We start from the raw sequence: 18,785 nt of genomic DNA on the forward strand, positions 1-18,785 counted from the left end.
CTACAATACACAGTTATATAGACAGTCTCACACTGGCGAGTCATAACATTTAGTTTTATTTCAGTGATATCAAGCCATCTCCTGTGTTTGGGCGTTTATTGTATCTCCAGCTTTCTTATGATACGTCGTACTTCCCCGGGTGGGAATGCCTTGTACAATGAAGAAGCCCTGTGGGTGTTTAAATTATCCATTACAAGAATAAACTTTTCTTTATCTGGATACATAACATCTACAAGATATTTAATCTCTTCTGCCCAATCAATTGCTGTGCGGTGTTCTCGGACACTTACATGATGTCTGCCTGCAAGTGCTTCAATATAAATGAATATGCCCAACTCTGCCTTTTATCCATCATTATTATCCATTCAACAGTGGCGGTATGGAAAGCCGAAAGCATATATAAATACGGACAAGCGGTTCGTTTTTTCTGAAAAGAGGAAATGGGCGCCTGTTTTTTTCAGGCCCAAAATAAAAAATGGTGGCCGGACGACGCTCTGTATCCGTCCGAATGGGGGGCGAAAGGCGGCTGTGAACGGGCAGTGGCATTGAGGGATTCGTTCCATCAGGGAATTTTCCACCATGATAAGACAGGAAAAAGACAAGATAATAGCTTTTACTTTGCATAAAAGTAAAGTAGAATAAAAAGAAAAAAGAGGCCGGAATAGTGCGGCTTCAGATGGGAGGGCAATAATGAAGACAATAAATCTGGGAAAAAGCGGCCTGAAGGTTCCGGCGGTGGCAGTTGGCTGTATGCGCATGGGGGATTTGGAGCAGAAGGAAGCGGATAACTATATTGCAGAGGCTGTGGATATGGGCGCCGTATTTTTTGACCATGCCGATATCTACGGGGCGGGAAAATGTGAGGAGATGTTCGGGAAATACCTGCATGGGAACCCGGCGCTGCGGGACAGGATATTTATCCAGTCCAAATGCAGCATTGTGCCCGGCGTGATGTATGACTGCTCCAAAGAACATATCCTGGAATCGGTGGATGGGATTCTGAAGCGTCTTCAGACAGAATATCTGGACGTTCTGCTCCTGCACAGGCCGGACGCCCTTGTGGAGCCGGAGGAGGTGGCGGAGGCTTTTGATCTGCTGGAGTCTTCGGGAAAGGTGCGGCATTTCGGGGTATCCAACCATAAGCCTTCCCAGATCCGGCTTCTGAAAAAGTATGTGAAACAGGATATTGCCGCAGATCAGCTGCAGTTCAGCATTCCCAATTCCCAAATGGTGGCAAACGGCATGGAAGTAAACATGCTGACGGAGGGCGCGGCCGACAGGGACGGAAGCGTGCTGGATTTCTGCCGTCTTGAGGATATCACCATTCAGACCTGGTCGCCGTTCCAGTATGGATTTTTTGAAGGCGTATTTTTAGGAAATTCCAAATACGCTGAACTGAACCGGATTCTGGAGGAGCTGGGAGAAAAATATGGCACGGGCAGCACGGGCATTGCTTCCGCCTGGATTCTGAGACATCCGGCCAATATGCAGCTGATTGCTGGAACCATGAAGACCTCGCGCCTGAAGGAAATCTGTGAAGCATCTGAAATTGTGCTTACCAGAGAGGAATGGTATCGTATTTATCTGGCGGGCGGACATATCCTGCCTTAAAGCATGTTTGAAAATTATGGATCCGGACGATACGAATCGGTGATGGGCGTATGGACGGATGCCAGAGGACAATTCTCTGCGTGTATCAGGAGAACGAAATGGAACAGGAAAAATATTATCTGGCATATGAAGAAAGATACAAGACTGTTTATGAAGCCGGGATTGACCATTGGGGGCATGAAACAGGGGATTCTGTGCTGAATGTATATCTGGCGGAATGGGTAAAGCATTACAGCCTTCATGGGAAAATGGTAATAGAATTTGCCTGCGGGGAAGGCGCCTGCGGCGTCATTCTCTCCCGCCTCGGCGTTAAATACACCGGTGTGGACATCGCACCCGCTGCAGTGGAACGGGCCAGGGATGCGCTGCGCCCGTATACGGACGCCAGGGTTTTTCCCCTGGATATGGTCAGACATATGCCAAATGACCGTTATGATGCGGCACTGGATGTCATGGGGCTTCATATGCTCGTAACCGACCGGGATCGGGAGAAATACCTTCGCCATGCCTGCGGCTGCCTGAAAAAGGGCGCTCCCATGCTTTTCTTCCGGGAAAGCTTCCGTACAGATGCATGGGAAGGCCGTGTGGAAACCTTTGAGGAATGGCTGCGCCTTACCGGCGAGGACTACCAGACGCCCAAAATGAGAAGCGCCCGGGGGAAAAACGAGGGAAAGGAAGTCTCCATCCCCTTCATCCCCTGCAGGCCCAGAAGCCGGGAGGGCTATATCCGGGAACTGGAAAGCAGCGGTTTTCATGTGGATTTGGTCCGTGAGATGGAACAAAACCGGATGTGCCCGTCTTCGGTGAGTGTCTTTACACGGAAGAAATGAAATGACCGGGAGGGGAATTATTCATAAAAAAGGCTATAATTATAAAATATAGTCTTTTTTATGAATAATTGTTGATTATAAACTATATAAAAGGGAGAACGCTGATGTCTGAACAATCGATCGAAGAAATTATCAGTGATAATTTACCCGTGGCTTATCAGGAAAATGCATTGGATTTTATCAGATTTCTTCGTGAAAATGAAATGGAGCTTATCAGGGATAATGTTTATTGGAAAAATAAAATTTACTATCTCATAAAATTTCAAAATAAGTATATGTGTTTTATCGCAATAAAAGATCCTGATGAGAAAGATAATTTTTGGACGGTTTGGTCAGATGACTGCAGTTCAAATTGGCTGGAAAATTTCCCGATAGAAAAAGAACTGCAAGAAACAGCCTGGGAACATGCGGATGTCTGCCAAGACTGTGGTTCCTGCAGCGGCGGCAGGAAAAAAATAATATTTGGAAAAGAATTTGATAATATCTGCACCACAACCTTTAGATTTGATAATCCTGACGCGGCTGATTTGCTGTTTATGAAAAAACTGCTTTCAGCAGGAAAAAGAGAAATCCTTCAGGAAAACTGATATGCATGCTGCTTTCCCTTATATGCCCTTTCCTGCAAAAGTATGTCAAAAATAAGCAGAAAGAATATACTAAAATAAAAAGAGAAATCACTATGCTTCAGATTTTAGTATTATGTCTGGCTCTCTGTATGGATGAGTTTGTAGCCAGTATTGCTTATGGAGCTGACGGGATAAGCATTAACTGGAAGGAAACGGGTGTCATGAACGGTATATGCAGCGCCTGCCTGGGCGCTGCATTATGTTTTGGGACGGCACTGACGGCGGTGGTGCCGGAAAACCTGACCAAGGCTATATGCTTCACCAGCCTTTTCATCCTGGGTGCAATCAGGCTGGCGGATTCTTTGATTAAAAATTACATCAACCATCATTATGAAGTGCGCAAGGATATACATTTTTCTTTTTCCCAGCTGCAGTTCATTATCAGTATTTATGGGAACCCCACAGCGGCGGACAGCGATCATTCCCAGACGCTTTCCATGAAAGAAACGGTATTTCTGGCATTTGCCATGTCAATTGACAGCCTGGTAGCCGGAACCTTTGCCGCCTTCCTGAAGATTCATATTCTCCCAACCATGCTGGCGGCATTTTTAATCGGCGTGGCCGCCATGGGGCTGGGGCAGCTGCTCGGCCGGAAAATCGCTTCCCGCCTCAGCTGGAATCTGTCCTGGCTGAGCGGCGTCTTATTTATTGTTCTGGCATTTTCCAAGCTGAAGGGATAAACTGAAAGACAGAAGAAAACAGGAAGATATACTGAAAAAAGATACGGCATATCAGGGGGCAGAAGAGGGACTTCTGCTTTTCCTGATTTTGCAGCCTGCAGTGCGGGGGAAAAGGAGCGGAAAACATGAAAATACTTATAACAGGAGCAGGCGGTTTTGCCGCCGCAAGAATTATTGCCGCCTGGAAAGACAGGCATGAAATCACAGGAACAGGGCGTGCACAGCTTGATTTTACCAACAAAGAAGAATGCCTGCGAGTTATCGGACAAGTCCGGCCACAAATTGTCATACACTGCGGCGCTGTTTCTGACGTAGGTGCATGTGACAAAGATCCCGGACACTCGTATCTGGTAAACGTAACCGGCGCGGAAAACATAGCCCTGGCCTGCCGGGAAACTGGAGCGAGGATGATTTTTTTCAGTTCGGATCAGGTATACTTCGGAAATGACGTACAGGAACCGCACCGAGAGGACGAACTCCTCACCCCCTGCCGCATTTACGGAAAACAAAAGCAGGAGGCCGAACAAAGATGCCTTACTGCCCAGCCCGATACCGTGGCGCTTCGCATGAGCTGGATGTTTGACAATAAAAAGCTTAGCCCCCGGGAACACGACACCCTTATCACCAGTGTAAGACAGGCTGTCAGTGAAAAACGCCGCATCACCTACCCCATCCACGACTATCGCAGCATTACCTACGTGGGGGAAATGATACGCCATCTGGAAACCGCACTCACCCTCCCTCCCGGAATCTACAATTTCGGAAGCCCCAATGACCTGAGCACTTACCACATTGTCCGCGAGCTTCTCAGCTTCCAGGGCACCGACGAAACGCTCCTTGTCCCAAATGAAGAAGCCTTTGCCGCCAGACCCAGAAACCTGCGCATGGACCAGGAAAAACTCCTGCGCCATGGCATCTGTTTTTCCGATACCCTGCAAACCCTTAAAAACTGCCTCCAGCAGGATAACATGAAACCCTGATATCCCTCCTCATCAATGCTTAAATAACTTCACAACCCATAAAATAATTTTAAGCTTTTGTCATAGCCTGCCGGTTTGTCCGGATGTTTGGAAGTGCAGCGGCCAGAGGGGGACCGGAGAGGCAGATGTTCCTGGCAGGGTCGTATAAAAACGCCAGTCCTTGCGTTGTGTCTTTTACAACGCTAGTACTGCTGCGTTTTTAACCGAGTGAGAACGTGCCCTGCCAGGAACATCTGCCTCCTCGGTCCCCCTCTGGCCGCTGCACTTCCAAACATCCGGACAAACTCATCCACCTATAACAAAATTCCCCCTCAAAATTAACAATTTTTGTTGAAGCCGGAAGGAGAGTGTATTATACTGTGAATAGTGCTGTCTGCCGGGAATTACAGGACTTTAACGGCAGCAGTAATGCGAAAAAGGTGTGCCGTTGTGCAGATTTTCAGAGAAAAACAGCTGGATTTATGCAAAAAGTTCACGCTTGTTTCACATTTATCAGGTATAATACCTGACAGAGATAAAAGGAGGGAAGCTTACCATGTCTAATAATAAGAAGACGGAAGAAAAAAGCGAAAAGGTCATGACAAAATATGACCGGAAAATGGAAAAGAGAAGGATTGAGGAGGAAAAAGAACTCAAATCGCTGAAGCGTTTTAAAATAGGAAGCATTATTATAATCGCGGCAATCGCTGCGGCGGTTGTAATATCCATAGGAATGTCCGCATATACGAAATATGCAGCGGTCCACAACACCTATGTGAAAATTGGCGATCATGAAATCACTAAGGTAGAATACGATTACTACTACAACAATGCGGTAAACAGCTATCTTTCCATGTATGGCTCCTATCTGCCCTATATGGGACTGGATACCTCAAAGGATTTTGCCCAGCAGCAGTATACCGACAACATGACCTGGAAGGATTATTTTGATCAGATGGCGGTAAGCCAGCTGACACAGGTGAAGGCCATTGTTGACGATGCCGCAGCACAGGGCTTTACCTATGATGATACGCAGGATATGGCAGCCTTTGAAACCGAATTTGCGGCACAGGCGGAAACCGAATCCGTGAGCGCATCCGAGCTTTACAGCAATATGTACGGCGACTATGCGACCAAGGACAGGATCCTGCCCTACGTGAAGGAAAATATGCTTGCAAATGCTTACTATGAGCACCTGACGGAAATCAACAAGCCTGGTGATGAAGAAATTCAGGAATACTACGAGGCCAACAAGAACAGCTATGATAAAGTGGATTACAGAAGCTTTGCATTCACAACGCAGCTGGCCGAGGATGCCACGGAAGAAGATATTACAAAAGCCATGGACGAGCTGAAGAAGAGCGCACAGGCCATGGAAGAAAAGGTAAAGGCCGGAGAAGATTTTGAGACTCTCTGTGTGGAAAATGCATCAGAGGAACAGAAGGAGAATTACGGCGGCGCGGATAAGGAAGGCAGCCTGACGGAAGGCGGTTCCTATGCCGGATCACCGGCGGCCATTTCAGCATGGCTGTTTGATGAAAGCCGCAAGGAAGGCGATCTGACCATCCTTCCCGATGAAACAAACCACAGATATTATGTGGCGCAGTTCATTAAGAGAACCAACGATGCGGATGCCACAAGCCAGTCTATTTCCAGCACGCTTTCCAACCAGAAGGCAGGGGAATATGTAAAAGCCCTTACTGAAAAATACGAAGTGACGGATGTGGCAGGCAAACTGGCTTATCTGACCATCGAAGAGAGCACCACGGAAGCTGTGGAAACAGGTACGGAAGCAGCAACTGAAACTGCTGTGGGGAACGCTTCTGCTGAAGAAACGGAAAGTAGCAGCGCAGCTGAATAATTTTTTCGGCCGTACATCCGAATCAGCACTTTCATAATACGTTGCAGTATAACAGAACAGGGAACCGTTCCGGGCCGGATTCAGCCTGGGAACGGTTCCTTTTTTTCGGTAAAAAGGCGGCCTGTTTGGGATTTAATAAAAAAATAAGAAAAGGATATTCCCTCCGGCTTGTTCCGATAACAGGTAAGAGAGTATAATAAAAAGGGTCACAGAAGGCAGAAGACAGGTTTGAAGGCTCTGTTAAAACTGCGGATTAATGCAGTATCGCGGGCAGGCCTGTGATGTGCAGGAGGTAAAAATGGATAAAAAGCAAAAGGTTCGTTTCAGATTACCGGAAGATTTTTACCTGCCGGAAAAGGCCGAAGGATGGCTTGAGGAAAAGGCGGCAGAGGGGCTGTTTCTTCAGTCTCTTGGAAGAAAATGGGCTGTTTTTATAAAAGGGGAGCCGGAGGAGGCTGCGTATATGCTTGTCCCCATGGACCCGGATGATATGAAGGGACCGGCGGAGCAGGGCGGAGAATATAAAAAATTCGGCTGGGAATATGTAACGCAGCTGAGGCGGATGGTTCTTGTGCTGCGCGGCAGCAGGGGGCAGTGCGAACGGATTCAGGAGCTGAAGGGGCAAAGTATTTATGAGAAGCTTTTGAGGAAGCTGAAGGGAAGCGCCTGGGGACTTTTTACCCCCTTTATTTTCTGGTTGATCTGGCTGGTGGCTTCCAGTTATCTGATGGGGTATGGAATGCTTTTACTGGCGGTGAAGGGATACTGCTGGGTGGTTTTTCTGGGGATGGGATTGTGCGGCCTGTCACAGGCTAGCAGCTGGCAGGAGGCCAGGCTGGTGCAGCGGCTGCTGCGGGAAATGGAAATCAGGTTTAAGAAAGAACTGCGGGGCGGCGGGGAAATAAAAGCCCAGGATAACAAAGAAACCGGGGAAATTACGGCAGGACGGGCAAAAGCAGCCGACATATTATACCGGGTTATGCTGACGTTTTTTGCAGTCTGTACGGTATTCGGGCTGTTGGGCGGAATCAATGCGGCGGTGAGCCGGAAAAAAATGGTGCTGACGGGAAATGCCGCGGCATATGAAGAAGACGGCTGGAAGGAAGGGGATTTCCGGACAGCATCCTTTTTAAAAAAACATCCTGCCTGGAAAACGCTGTCGCCCGCCCTCATTCCATTGAATAAAATCCAGCAGAATGAAGAACTGGAATACCGGGTATATACTTATAAGGGAAAGAATCAGGACAGCTATTCCCTTGTAACAGGTTCCCTCCTTGCGCCCGTGCAGGCGGAGGTGATGCAGTACGGGAAATGGAAGGAAGGGAGAAACAGCAGGGAAAGCACGCTGAAGCTTGAGTACTATCAGACGCTTACGCCAAAGCTGGCCAGCGCTTTTTTTAAGGAGCTGGGAAGATACTATATGCACTGGTATAAAGGCTGGGTGCCGGAAAAGGTGGAAAGCAGCTATTTTGACGAACTGGTCATCCATGACAGGGGGCTGCATTATCTTTTTGCCAGAAAAGGAAACCAGGTAATCTTTGCTTATTATATTGGTGATGAAATGCTGACGGACCATTTGCCGGAGTTCGAACAGGCGGTGGAGACGCTGGGAGGAGGCTGAGCCGGCCTGCCTGCTGAAGGGGGGCTGAAGCATCCGGCCGGCAGGCAGAAGCGGAGCCGGTCGCGGAGATAAACTGATAAAAAGGATGGAACAGAAATTGAGCCGGATACTCATAGTGGAAGATGATGAAACCATATTATTTGCGCTGCGTTCTGCGCTTGGCAGAAACGGTTATGAGGTAAGCGCCGCAGGAAGCCTGGAGGAGGCAAAACGCTTTATCCAAAATCCGGTGGATCTCGTCCTGCTTGATTTGGGGCTTCCTGACGGCGAAGGGCTGACGCTTCTGAAGGCCTTCAGGGAAGCAGGCGGCCCGCCCGTCATTATACTGACTGCCAGGGATGATGAGGCGGATATCATAAAAGGACTGGATGCCGGGGCGGATGATTATGTGACAAAGCCGTTTAAACTGGGCATCCTGCTTTCCAGAATCCGGGCCGCCCTGCGCAGAGCCGTGGAAAAGGAAGAAGAGCCCGGCCGGGAGGAAACACAGCTTCTGACATGCGGGGACGTGGTTCTGGATAAAAAAAGAACCCTGGTGAGCGTGGGCGGGAAGGAAACGGTGCTTACCGCAGGGGAGTATCGTCTTCTGGAAATATTGCTGGAGAATAAAAACAGGACGCTGACGCGCACCCTCCTGCTGGAACGTCTGTGGGATATCGACGGAGATTTTGTCAACAGCAACACGCTTACGGTGCTGATCAAAAGGCTTCGGGAAAAGCTGGGCGGGGATCCGCAGCGAATCATACGGACGGTGAGAGGGATTGGCTATAAAGCGGAGGACAGGTTTGAAAGTCCCTTTCAAACGACTGACTGGCGCAGTACCGCAGGCAAGCCTGCGATAAGCAGGAGGGATGAAAATGAATAGGAAAAGTGCGGGAATTTCCGCCCTGATTGTGTGGATGGGCGGTTGTATGCTGGCCTGCTCCGTAATCTGCCTTTGGGCGATCCGGCGGAGTGAGGCCGCTTTTTATACCAGGGCGTCTCTGCTGATGTCGGCAGCGCCTGAAAGCGCAGGAAAAATGATGCAGGCCCTTAAAAGCGGGCTGCCGGAACAGGAAGCGGCGGGAGCCGGACTTCTGAAACGTTATGGATATGAAGCCGGCCTGTTTGCATTTCATGATTTTGCCGGCCTGGCCGTCCGCCTTTCTTTTTGCTTCCTTCTGCTTGGTGCTGCCGGTTTTTTCTGTTACTGGTGGGATAAAAAGAGGAGAGAGCGGCGGATCGGAGAACTTTCCGGTTACCTGGCACGAATCAACCGCGGAGAATACGATATGGGAATCAGTTCCGCAGAGGATGAATATTCCCGTCTGCAGGATGAGATTTATAAGACCGTGATAAAACTGCGGGAAAGCAGGGAGGAAGCGGCGGAAGGCAGACAGAAGCTTTCGGAAAACCTGACGGATATTTCCCATCAGCTGAAAACGCCGCTCACCAGCATTTCCCTGCTTCAGGAGCTTTTGGAGGAGCAGGTGGAGGGGGAAGAAGGAAGACAGCTGCTTGAGAGGATGGAACAACAGACAGAGCATATCAGGGGGCTGGTTTCCGCCCTGCTCACCCTGTCGCGGCTGGACGCGGGCGTGCTTGTGCTGGAGAAAAAAACGGTGGATTTGCAGGAGCTTTTGACCAGTGCGGCAGAAGCGGTGCGTTCTCTGGCGGATCACAGGAAACAGAAAATCCTCATGGAAGGCGCAGAGGGGCTGCAGCTTTCCTGCGATCTGGGCTGGACGGCGGAAGCCCTGGCTAATATCCTGAAAAACTGCAGCGAGCATTCGCCGGAGGGAGGATGCATTTTTATCCGTGCGCAGCAGAATTTTATTTATACCCGCATTGAAATAGAGGATGAAGGGCCGGGACTTAGCCCGGAAGAATGCAAAAGGATCTTTGAACGTTTTTACCAGGGGCGCAAGTCTGGCCGGGAAAACGTGGGCGTGGGGCTGTCCATGGCAAAATCCCTGATTGAAAGCCAGAACGGGGAAATCCGTGCGGAAAACAGGAAAAACGGCGGCGCCAGATTTGTCATTGATTTTTACAGCGACGGTGAAAACTCCGCCCGGGATTTGTAAAATAAGAACATGATGCATTCCTATCTTTTTTGCGGTTCCCGGCAGGAAAATATGGATTTGTCACCGGATTGTCACACAGCTCCTTTACAATGCGGAAGCAGACAGGAAAAAAGGACAGTTATCTGCGAAAAGGAGGAGATTATGAACATTCTGCAGTGTGAAAATGTGACGAAAACCTATAAAATGGGACAGACAACGGTAACAGCGCTGGATGGTGTGGATCTGGCGGTGGAGAAGGGAGCGTTTGTGGCGGTGGTGGGAGCGTCCGGCTCCGGAAAGTCCACGCTTCTGCACATGCTGGGCGGTGTGGACCGCCCTACCTCAGGAACGATTAAAATAGAAGATACGGATATTTCCACTTTGTCGGAAAAACAGCTTTCAGTGTTCAGGAGGCGTAAGGTGGGATTGATTTACCAGTTTTACAACCTGATACCAACCCTGGATGTGCGGCAGAATATTTTGCTGCCGGTACTGCTGGACGGGCAGAAGCCGGATGAGGAAAGCTTCCGTGAGCTTGCGGATACGCTGGGGCTTACCGACCGCCTCCACCATCTGCCCGCGCAGCTGTCCGGCGGCCAGCAGCAGCGCGCCGCCATAGGCAGGGCGTTGATTTACCGGCCCGCCGTGCTTCTGGCGGATGAACCCACCGGAAACCTTGACCGGAAGAATTCGGGAGAAATCATGGCGCTTCTGAAGCTGTCCAACAAACGCTATCATCAGACGGTGGTCCTGATTACCCACGATGAGAAAATCGCGCTGGAGGCGGATCGGATTATCCTGATTGAAGATGGAAAAATTGTATCCCAGGGGAAGAATAGCCCCGGCCCGAAAAGCTGTTCCGATAGCAAGAATATCCCTGATGGAAAAGCCGTTTCCGATCGGAAAAATGCTCCCGGCAGGTCTGCGGAAGGGGGAAACGCATTATGAAGGTCCTTCTGCAATACACATTCCGGAACCTGAAAAACAACAAAAAGACCACCTTTGCATCCATGGCGGCAGTTCTCATTGCATCCACCCTGCTGTTTTCCCTCTGCAGTATATTTTATAACAACATCGCCTGGCAGGCTGACATTGAGCGATATGAAAGCGGCGGCTGGCATGCGGAGGTGGGCGGGCAGCTTACCAAAGAGGGGCTGGAGATTATTGAGAATAATCTGCAAATCGATAAGATAATGATTAAAGGGCCATTCATGTCTGTACAGCTGCCGGAGGAAAGCCGGCTTCCCTACCTGCTCCTCCGGGATGCGGATGAGAACTACTGGTCACTGATGGGAGAAAAAAACGCAATCACGGAGGGCAGGGCGCCGGAAAAGCCCGGTGAGATCGTTGTATCCAAATCTTTTTTTGACAATAATCCCGGCTTCCGGCTGGGAGACAGCTTCACGCTGACAGCGGGGCACCGCATGGCAGGCGGAGAACTGTGGGATGCAGGGGCAAGGATGGAGGGAGAACAGTTCCTGCCGGAGGAAAAAGTGACGCTTACCGTTGTGGGAAAGCTGGATATGACCACGCCCACCACCACGCCGGGCTATTATGCCATGGGCTTCCTGGAACACGAAGCGCTTAACGATACGGATGAACTGGTGGTTTATGTTACCATGAAAAATATCCGGGATACCTACAAGGTAATGCCGCCTCTGATGGAACAGCTGGGATTTGAGAAAAATGAATATGGAAATTATGAAAACCATTTCCGCTATCACAGCAGGCTTCTGGCGTTGGGCGGCGTATTTCCGCCCATGGAGAATTTTTCACCGGGGTATTTGTCAAATTACGCGAATCTTTTCTTTTATGCCACGCTTGTATTGCTGGCGGCGGCCGCCTTTGTGCTCATTATACACAGCGCCTTCGCCATGTCGGCCAGATCAAGAATCAGGCAGCTTGGCATGTTCCGGTCTGTAGGAGCGACGCCGGGACAGATCCGGGCGTCCGTGCTGCTGGAAGGGATCGGGGTGTCACTGCTTCCCATTGCTGCGGGAATCGGCCTGGGACAGCTTTTTACAGCCCTCATGGTGCGCATTTATACCGGAATTCTGGGAGACCTTATTTATTTTCCGTTCACGCTTCGTTTTTCCTGGGGAATTGCCCTGACCGCGGCGTTTGTTTCCTTTCTTACCGTACTGGTATCCGCTTCCCTGCCTGCGAAAAAGATGGCTGAGCTTTCACCGGTGGATGCCATACGGATGCAGGAGGATGCGGCGGGAGGGAAGAAGCGCTGTCTGAAGCGCCGCAAAAGCCGCGTCCGTCTGGGGCTGTTCGGTGTGGAAGGTGTGATGGCCCAAGCCTCTAGGAAAGCGAACCGACGCTCCTTCCGTGCAGGGCTGGCGGCGCTGACCATGTGCTTTGTACTGGTATCGGGATTTTTCTGTCTTCTTACGCTGAATAATCTGGTGACCGAACGCAATGCGGCGGCCAGGCATTACAATATTTTAATGCGCTGGCAGATGGCTTCGGAGCCGGATCCGGAAATGCTTCAAGAGATTTTTTCCCTGCCGGGGCTTGAGGAGGGAACCTGGTTTTACCGCACCAGAGTGTCCTACTGGGCGGAGCCGTCCGTGGAAACGGAAGAATTTGCGGCAAACGGCGGTTTCGCCGACGTGGATTCGGATCATTACAGCGTTCTGGAAAGGGATGGCAGATACCGGATACGGGCGGATATCCTGGGGCTGGAGGCTTCCTTTTTTGACGACTACTGCCGTGCGCTGGGGAGTGATCCGGAGGCATATAATAACACGGAGGTTCCCAGAGCCATTCTGGTGGGCAACGTATCACGCTATCCCGGGATTGCCAATAATTCGGAAAAAGAGCAGGAAGAGTACAGGATGCTTTCCCTGGAGGCGGGAGATGTGCTGACTTTGGAAGAAAAGCTGCGTGATTCGGACGAAACGGATTACAGCTTCCGGGTGGAGATTGGGGAACGGTCGGATAAAAGGCCTGTGCTGGATGAATACAATTCGGACTACAGCATCCAGCTTTACGTGCCCATAGAAACCTATCGGGAAATCGTGGCCGGGTTCCGCCCGGAGACAGCGGAAAGCTATTATCAAATCTGCGGCGTGGGGCTTACCTCTGTGGAAAAGGACATTGCGGTTACGGAAAAAATAAGGGAAATCAGCAGCCGCTATCTGGCGGAAGAGGATTTTACAATCCGAAGCAGGGAGGAAGAGCGGCAGGAAAACGAGGTGTCGGGCAGGGCGATGGAGGCTGTGGTAAACCTGACAGGGGCGCTTCTTTCCCTGATAGGGATTTTCAATGCCCTTTCCGCGGCGAGCGTATCCCTGCAGCAGCGAAGGCGGGAATTTGCCGTCCTGCGTTCCGCGGGAATGGACGAAGCGCAGTTAAGGAAAATGCTGCTTCTGGAAGGGCTTCGGACAGCGGCCGCTCCCGTACTTACCGGCCTGCCGGTACTTTTGGTTATTATTATTTACCTGCTTGGGGTGACGGATTTATCCTGGAAGAGCTGCCTTCCTGTTCTGCCATACGGCAAAATCCTTCTGAATGCAGGGCTTGTAATGGCTTCGGTGGGCGTAGCCTATCTGCTGGCGTTTCTGAGCATGCGGAAAGAAACCATAGCAGATGCTGTGCGGGATGAGACTGTATAGCAATAAAAACTGAAATATTGGCGGAATTATTAACGGAATTTGGAAAATAAAGAAAGAGTGCTTTTTCTGCAAAAGTGTGATATAATAACTATATAACTGCTGCATCGGTAACCTGCCTGTGTTCCCGTTGCAGCTTTTTCAGTTGTAAAGGAAAAGGTGTAAAATGTATAAGGTAAATGATGTAGTGGTGCATGAAAACGGCGGTGTGTACAGGATAGTTTCCATTGGAAAACCCGATTTTGTCAAAGGGCAGGAGGAGTATTACACAATGAAGTCTGTCTGGGATGACAGCAGCATGATATACGTCAAGATTAACAACGACAAAGTATATATGAGACCTGTTATCTCCAAGGCAGAGGCCAGAAGCTATCTGGAAAAGCTTTCCGGGATCGATGCGGAATATGATACGAACAACAAGGAACGGGAAAAGAAAAACAGGCAGATTCTGAAATCCTGTGAAGTCAGCCAGTATCTGGAACTGATGAAGGCCATACTGCTGGAGCAGGAAAAAAAGAAACAGGGCGGGAAAAAGCTGAACTGTTCTGATGAAAAGGATCTGCAGAGAGCGGAAAAGATGCTGATTTCCGAGCTGGCCGTTGTGTTCAATGTCACGGTGGAAAGCGCCAGGAAGTCGGTGGTTGAGGCAGTATTTACACAGGATAAAGAAGGCTGACGGACAGATGAAGGATAGGCAGATGGTACCAGGCCTTGCCGGCAGGTCCGGATGTACCTGTGGAAGAAACGGGAATTTGTCGGACGGCATATTTTTTTGTAAAATAAAGTAAACACAAAAATATATCAAAATTTAAAAAAGTGTTTGACATATTTTTATATACGTGTTAGTATGACTAAGTAATCAATTTGAATTTAGATCTGGCCTGTACTGTGAGTCATTCCTTTTTTCTTAATGACTTTCCGTATGGGTCAGTTTTTTTAACAGTAAAATAGTTTTTGGAAACGCATTATGCGGGACAGAAGGCTTCGGCTGGTTTGAATTGGTATAAATATTATAATGGAGGTACTGAAAATGAATAACGGTACAGTAAAATGGTTCAACGCAGAAAAAGGATATGGATTTATCACAAATGACGCAAACGGTGAGGATGTGTTCGTTCACTATTCTTCCATCGTTTCCGAAGGCTACAAGAGCCTTAACGAAGGACAGAAGGTTACCTTCGATATGGAATCTGACCCGAGAGACAGCAGAAAACTGAGAGCAGTTAACGTCTGCGCAGCATAAGAGAAATAAGAAGTATTCTATCGTCCATTGTACCACGTTTTCTGGTCCGACCATTAGAATATTTATATCGAGTCAAGAGGGTTGTCGCATTAACGATTGATAAATCGTGAAGGCGGCAGCCTTTTTTTGATATTCGGAACCAAAATTCTTTTTCATACTCCCGATATCATAAGGAGGCCCGCACTCCGGTATCAAAACTGTCTGTTCATAAAGAAGCTTTACCGGAATTCAGCTACTGCAGCCGGGGAAGCGGGAAATGGTGCTTTATGGTGCAGGCGTGGAATGGTGCCTCATGGGCGTTGACTGGGGGGAGAGGGGGAGATTATAATGGGAGGGAAAAGAAAGGATGGCGTGGGAGGAAGGATATGGGAATTACTGATTTTAAGGAAAAGGCTTCTCATGGGGATGTGTTGATGCCGATTCAGCGGTATCGGTGTTTTGTGCCGTTCTCTTATCAGGATTTGTCTCTGCATTGGCATGATGAGGCGGAGGTGGCGTGGATCGCGGACGGGGAGATTGATTATGATATAAATTTTGAGACCTTTCGGGTGGTAAAGGGGGATATTTTGTTGATTTCCCCGCATACGCTGCATTCAGCGCATGCGCTCAGGGGGGAGGAGATGATTTCGGAGAGTCTGGTTTTTCACCTGGATATGCTGGGATATCAGACGCCGGACGCGTGTACGATTAAGTATATCAGTCCGCTTCAAAAGGGGAAGTACCGGTTCATTCCCGTGGTTAAAGAGGGGGAGCCGGGGCATGAGGCGCTGCTTGGGTGTATAAAGGAGATGCTGACATGCCTGGAGGATAAGAATTATACGCGTTTTGCTGGCTGCCAGGAGGCTGGCGGGGAAGTGAGAAGGCGGGAGGGGATCGAGCTTTTTATGAAGGAGCAGTTGTTCCGGTTTTTCCGGCTTCTGTATCAGTATGGATATGTGGTGAAGAATGAAAGCTCGGCCAGTGATTCGGAGCTGGAGCGGAAGCTTAAGGCTGTGTTGGGATTCATCCAGGAGCACTATACGGAAACGCTGACCATTGAAGAGCTGGCGGAGGTTTGCCATTTCAGCCAGGCACATTTTATGAGCTTTTTCAAACGGTTTGTGGGGATGACCTGTGTGGAGTATATCAATCATTACAGGCTGTCACGGGCTGCTGCTGCGCTGGCACAGTCAGATCAGCCGGTGATGGAGGCGGCGTTGGAAAACGGATTCCATAATATTTCTTATTTTAATAAGCTGTTCAGGAAGGAATTCGGCATGACGCCGAAGGAATACAGAAGGGCGGCAGGAAAACCGGGAAAACATTAAACGATATAGACTTATACAAATAAACGTGCTAGAATAAATGAATGCAGACTTATTATTAAAAATATAGAAGTATGTAATGAATAGCGGGCTGCTTGAGGGGGATTTACATGGAACAACTAAAGAAAAGCCGGGGCAGGAAACTGTACGGCGCCGTCGCTGTTTTTCTGGCAGTGAACCTGGCTGCGGTTATTATTATCGGCGTGAGGGAAGCGGCTGTTATAAATAACCGGATGCAGCAGCGGGCGGAGGACACGGCTGCACAGTTTGAATCGGTTATGGAGAATTACCGGCATTCTTTCCGGCTGTTTGTGGAGATGATGCTCAATGAGATTAAGAGCAGCCCTGACCCGGACAGTATCTGGGATTTCCTGAAGGGGATTGATTCCACTATGCTGGAAATTGAAGGGGATACCTTTGACGGATTGTATATGTATTATCAGGGGCGTTATCTTTACAGTTGGGATACGCCGTATTCCCAGTATGAGGAGACAGGATATGTGGCTACGGAGCGGCCGTGGTACAAGGACGCGGCGGCAGGCGCAGGTGAAATCGTATTTACGCCGCCGTATATGAGCTATGCCAATCATTACATACTGACTACGCTGTCTCAGCTTCAGCCGGACGGCGAGACTGTTTTTGCATATGATATTAAGATGGGTGACATTCAGCGTCTGGTATCCTCCATGGAGGAATACAAGAAGGAAGAGATACTTATTTATGATAAAAACGGGACGGTAATCGGCAGCACAAAGGAGGATTACCTGGGAGGCAGCCTGTTAGCGTCCATGGACGCGGTCAGCGGCGCGGTGGAGGCGGCCCGGGCGGAGCTTGAGGCAGCGGATCCGGCCGATGGGGAACAGTATTCCAAAGCGGAGGAGCAGCTCAGGGCGGCGGAAGTCTTCTGCAGCTTCCGCCAGGGCTTTCAGCCTGAATTCGACAGGCTGGCCGGGGCGGAATCGGAGACGGTCTGCGTTCCACTCAACGGAGGCAGGTATTACGGACTGCTGCTGGAGGCGGGGGATTACCATTTCCTGGTGCTGGTTCCGGTGTTGTCCATGCTGACGTCTACGCTGGGATACTGGCTTGTTCCCCTTCTCCTGCTGGAGCTGCTGCTGATTTATGTATTCAGCCGGATCAGCAGGGAAATGAAGAACCGTGAACTGAAGAGCGCATATATTGAACTGGGGCAGACACAGAAACGCCTGGAGCTTGCTTTGAACGCCGCGCAGAAGGCGGCGGCCATCGATGACCTTACGGGCCTCATGAATTTCAAATCCTTCCGTTCCCAGATGGAGAGCTGTCTGGAGCAGATGGAGGATGAGGAACGTGGGATTTTGATAATGATTGACGGTGATCATTTTAAGCATATCAATGATCGGTATGGCCATAGTATGGGGGATGAGGTGATTAAGCTCACAGCCCAGATGATTATCGGCCGTATCCGTACCGTCGATCTTGCTTCCCGTCTGCATGGCGATGAATTTGCAATTTTTGTGTCCAATACCGCTGATTATACGGTTGCCAGAGGAATTATCGGGGATATTAACCATTCCATTGCCAAAGAGGCAAAGAGGCGGAATATGCCTTCCATTACGATTTCAGCAGGAGCGGTGGTTGCCAAAAGGGGGGATTCCTATGCGGCGCTGGCCAAAGCTGCGGATACTGCGCTGTACAGCGCCAAGGAAACCCATAACGGAGGCTTTGCGTATAACGGCTGAAAAACAGCGGTCAGAGGTTAAGATTCCCCTGCCGGCCGGATGAAGTGCGGTGTTGTAACAGTTCACGCCATGGTTATAGGGTATTTATGGATTAACCCATTGCGGTGGGAGATTTTTTCTGATAAGATAAGGTGTCCGGTAAGAGACTATAAATTTTCCTGTTTCTGATTCCAAACAGTGAGATTTATGGTCTTTTTTTTCTGCGGCGCAGTCCTGACGGATTTGCGGCGGCCCTGCCGGAGGATAGGCAAATATCCCGCTGCAGGCAACGGGGCATCCGGCCCTCGCAGCAGCCGCTAAATGCCCATGCAGGCATGGCGCCTGGTTCGTTGCACGCGGAAATAAATGATAAAAGACAGATGCGGCCAAAAAAGATGCGGCTGCGGAAGGAGTATGTTAATTAATGAATCAGGATTTTATGAAAACAAAACCTATTTTTCCGTTGGTATTGTCCATGTCCCTGCCGATGATGCTGTCCATGCTGATCAATTCCCTTTATAATATTATTGACAGTATGTTTGTGGCCAGAATCGGGGAGGATGCGCTGACGGCGGTTTCTCTTGTTTATCCGCTTCAGACGCTGGTGGTGTCCATCAGCGTCGGGTTCGGCGTGGGCATCAATGCGGCGGTGGCTTTTTTCCTGGGGGCGGGAGAGAAGGAGAACGCC

The 18,785-nt window shown here is 49.6% G+C and carries 16 protein-coding genes; all 16 read left to right on the forward strand.

Annotated elements, in window-relative coordinates:
- Positions 1-690: 690 nt before the first annotated feature.
- A complete protein-coding gene (locus HMPREF1548_RS09230) occupies positions 691-1,611 on the forward strand; it encodes an aldo/keto reductase (protein WP_021635742.1) in 921 nt (306 codons plus the stop codon).
- A gap of 98 nt (positions 1,612-1,709) precedes the next feature.
- A complete protein-coding gene (locus tag HMPREF1548_RS09235) occupies positions 1,710-2,441 on the forward strand; it encodes a class I SAM-dependent methyltransferase (RefSeq protein ID WP_051358352.1) in 732 nt (243 codons plus the stop codon).
- A 104-nt stretch (positions 2,442-2,545) separates the two neighbouring features.
- Positions 2,546-3,028, forward strand: a complete 483-nt coding sequence (locus HMPREF1548_RS09240; RefSeq protein ID WP_021635744.1) for a hypothetical protein — start codon at positions 2,546-2,548, stop codon at positions 3,026-3,028.
- A 92-nt stretch (positions 3,029-3,120) separates the two neighbouring features.
- Entirely contained in the window at positions 3,121-3,747 is a 627-nt protein-coding gene (locus HMPREF1548_RS09245; RefSeq protein ID WP_025490274.1) for a manganese efflux pump, read from the forward strand.
- 125 nt (positions 3,748-3,872) lie between these two features.
- Positions 3,873-4,727 carry an SDR family oxidoreductase gene (locus HMPREF1548_RS09250; protein WP_021635746.1) on the forward strand — a complete coding sequence of 285 codons (855 nt, stop codon included), beginning with the start codon at positions 3,873-3,875 and terminating at the stop codon, positions 4,725-4,727.
- Between the two features lie 535 nt (positions 4,728-5,262).
- Positions 5,263-6,567 (forward strand): SurA N-terminal domain-containing protein, encoded by a 1,305-nt coding sequence (locus HMPREF1548_RS09255; RefSeq protein ID WP_021635747.1) that lies wholly within the window; start codon positions 5,263-5,265, stop codon positions 6,565-6,567.
- 298 nt (positions 6,568-6,865) lie between these two features.
- Positions 6,866-8,188 carry a DUF2812 domain-containing protein gene (locus HMPREF1548_RS09260; RefSeq protein WP_198168626.1) on the forward strand — a complete coding sequence of 441 codons (1,323 nt, stop codon included), beginning with the start codon at positions 6,866-6,868 and terminating at the stop codon, positions 8,186-8,188.
- A gap of 85 nt (positions 8,189-8,273) precedes the next feature.
- A complete protein-coding gene (locus tag HMPREF1548_RS09265) occupies positions 8,274-9,053 on the forward strand; it encodes a response regulator transcription factor (protein ID WP_021635749.1) in 780 nt (259 codons plus the stop codon).
- Entirely contained in the window at positions 9,046-10,251 is a 1,206-nt protein-coding gene (locus HMPREF1548_RS09270; RefSeq protein WP_051358353.1) for a sensor histidine kinase, read from the forward strand. The genes HMPREF1548_RS09265 and HMPREF1548_RS09270 overlap by 8 nt, the downstream gene beginning before the upstream one ends.
- Positions 10,252-10,392: 141 nt before the next feature.
- Positions 10,393-11,178 carry an ABC transporter ATP-binding protein gene (locus HMPREF1548_RS09275; protein WP_083492954.1) on the forward strand — a complete coding sequence of 262 codons (786 nt, stop codon included), beginning with the start codon at positions 10,393-10,395 and terminating at the stop codon, positions 11,176-11,178.
- On the forward strand, positions 11,175-13,853 hold the full coding sequence (locus HMPREF1548_RS09280) for an ABC transporter permease (RefSeq protein WP_021635752.1): 2,679 nt from the start codon (positions 11,175-11,177) through the stop codon (positions 13,851-13,853). Before HMPREF1548_RS09275 ends, HMPREF1548_RS09280 begins: the two co-directional genes overlap by 4 nt.
- 163 nt (positions 13,854-14,016) lie before the next feature.
- Positions 14,017-14,526, forward strand: a complete 510-nt coding sequence (locus HMPREF1548_RS09285) for a CarD family transcriptional regulator (protein WP_021635753.1) — start codon at positions 14,017-14,019, stop codon at positions 14,524-14,526.
- Between the two features lie 354 nt (positions 14,527-14,880).
- Complete coding sequence (locus HMPREF1548_RS09290) at positions 14,881-15,093, forward strand: cold-shock protein (RefSeq protein ID WP_025490286.1); 213 nt, start codon at positions 14,881-14,883, stop codon at positions 15,091-15,093.
- A 365-nt stretch (positions 15,094-15,458) separates the two neighbouring features.
- Positions 15,459-16,400 (forward strand): AraC family transcriptional regulator, encoded by a 942-nt coding sequence (locus HMPREF1548_RS09300; RefSeq protein WP_051358354.1) that lies wholly within the window; start codon positions 15,459-15,461, stop codon positions 16,398-16,400.
- A gap of 107 nt (positions 16,401-16,507) precedes the next feature.
- Entirely contained in the window at positions 16,508-18,118 is a 1,611-nt protein-coding gene (locus tag HMPREF1548_RS09305) for a sensor domain-containing diguanylate cyclase (protein ID WP_021635758.1), read from the forward strand.
- Positions 18,119-18,521: 403 nt separating this feature from the next.
- Positions 18,522-18,785, forward strand: a 264-nt coding sequence (locus tag HMPREF1548_RS09310; protein ID WP_021635760.1) for an MATE family efflux transporter, incomplete at its 3' end; no start/stop codon positions are given.

This window comes from Clostridium sp. KLE 1755, assembly GCF_000466465.2.
In the GTDB taxonomy this organism is placed as follows: Bacteria; Bacillota; Clostridia; order Lachnospirales; family Lachnospiraceae; genus Eisenbergiella; species Eisenbergiella porci.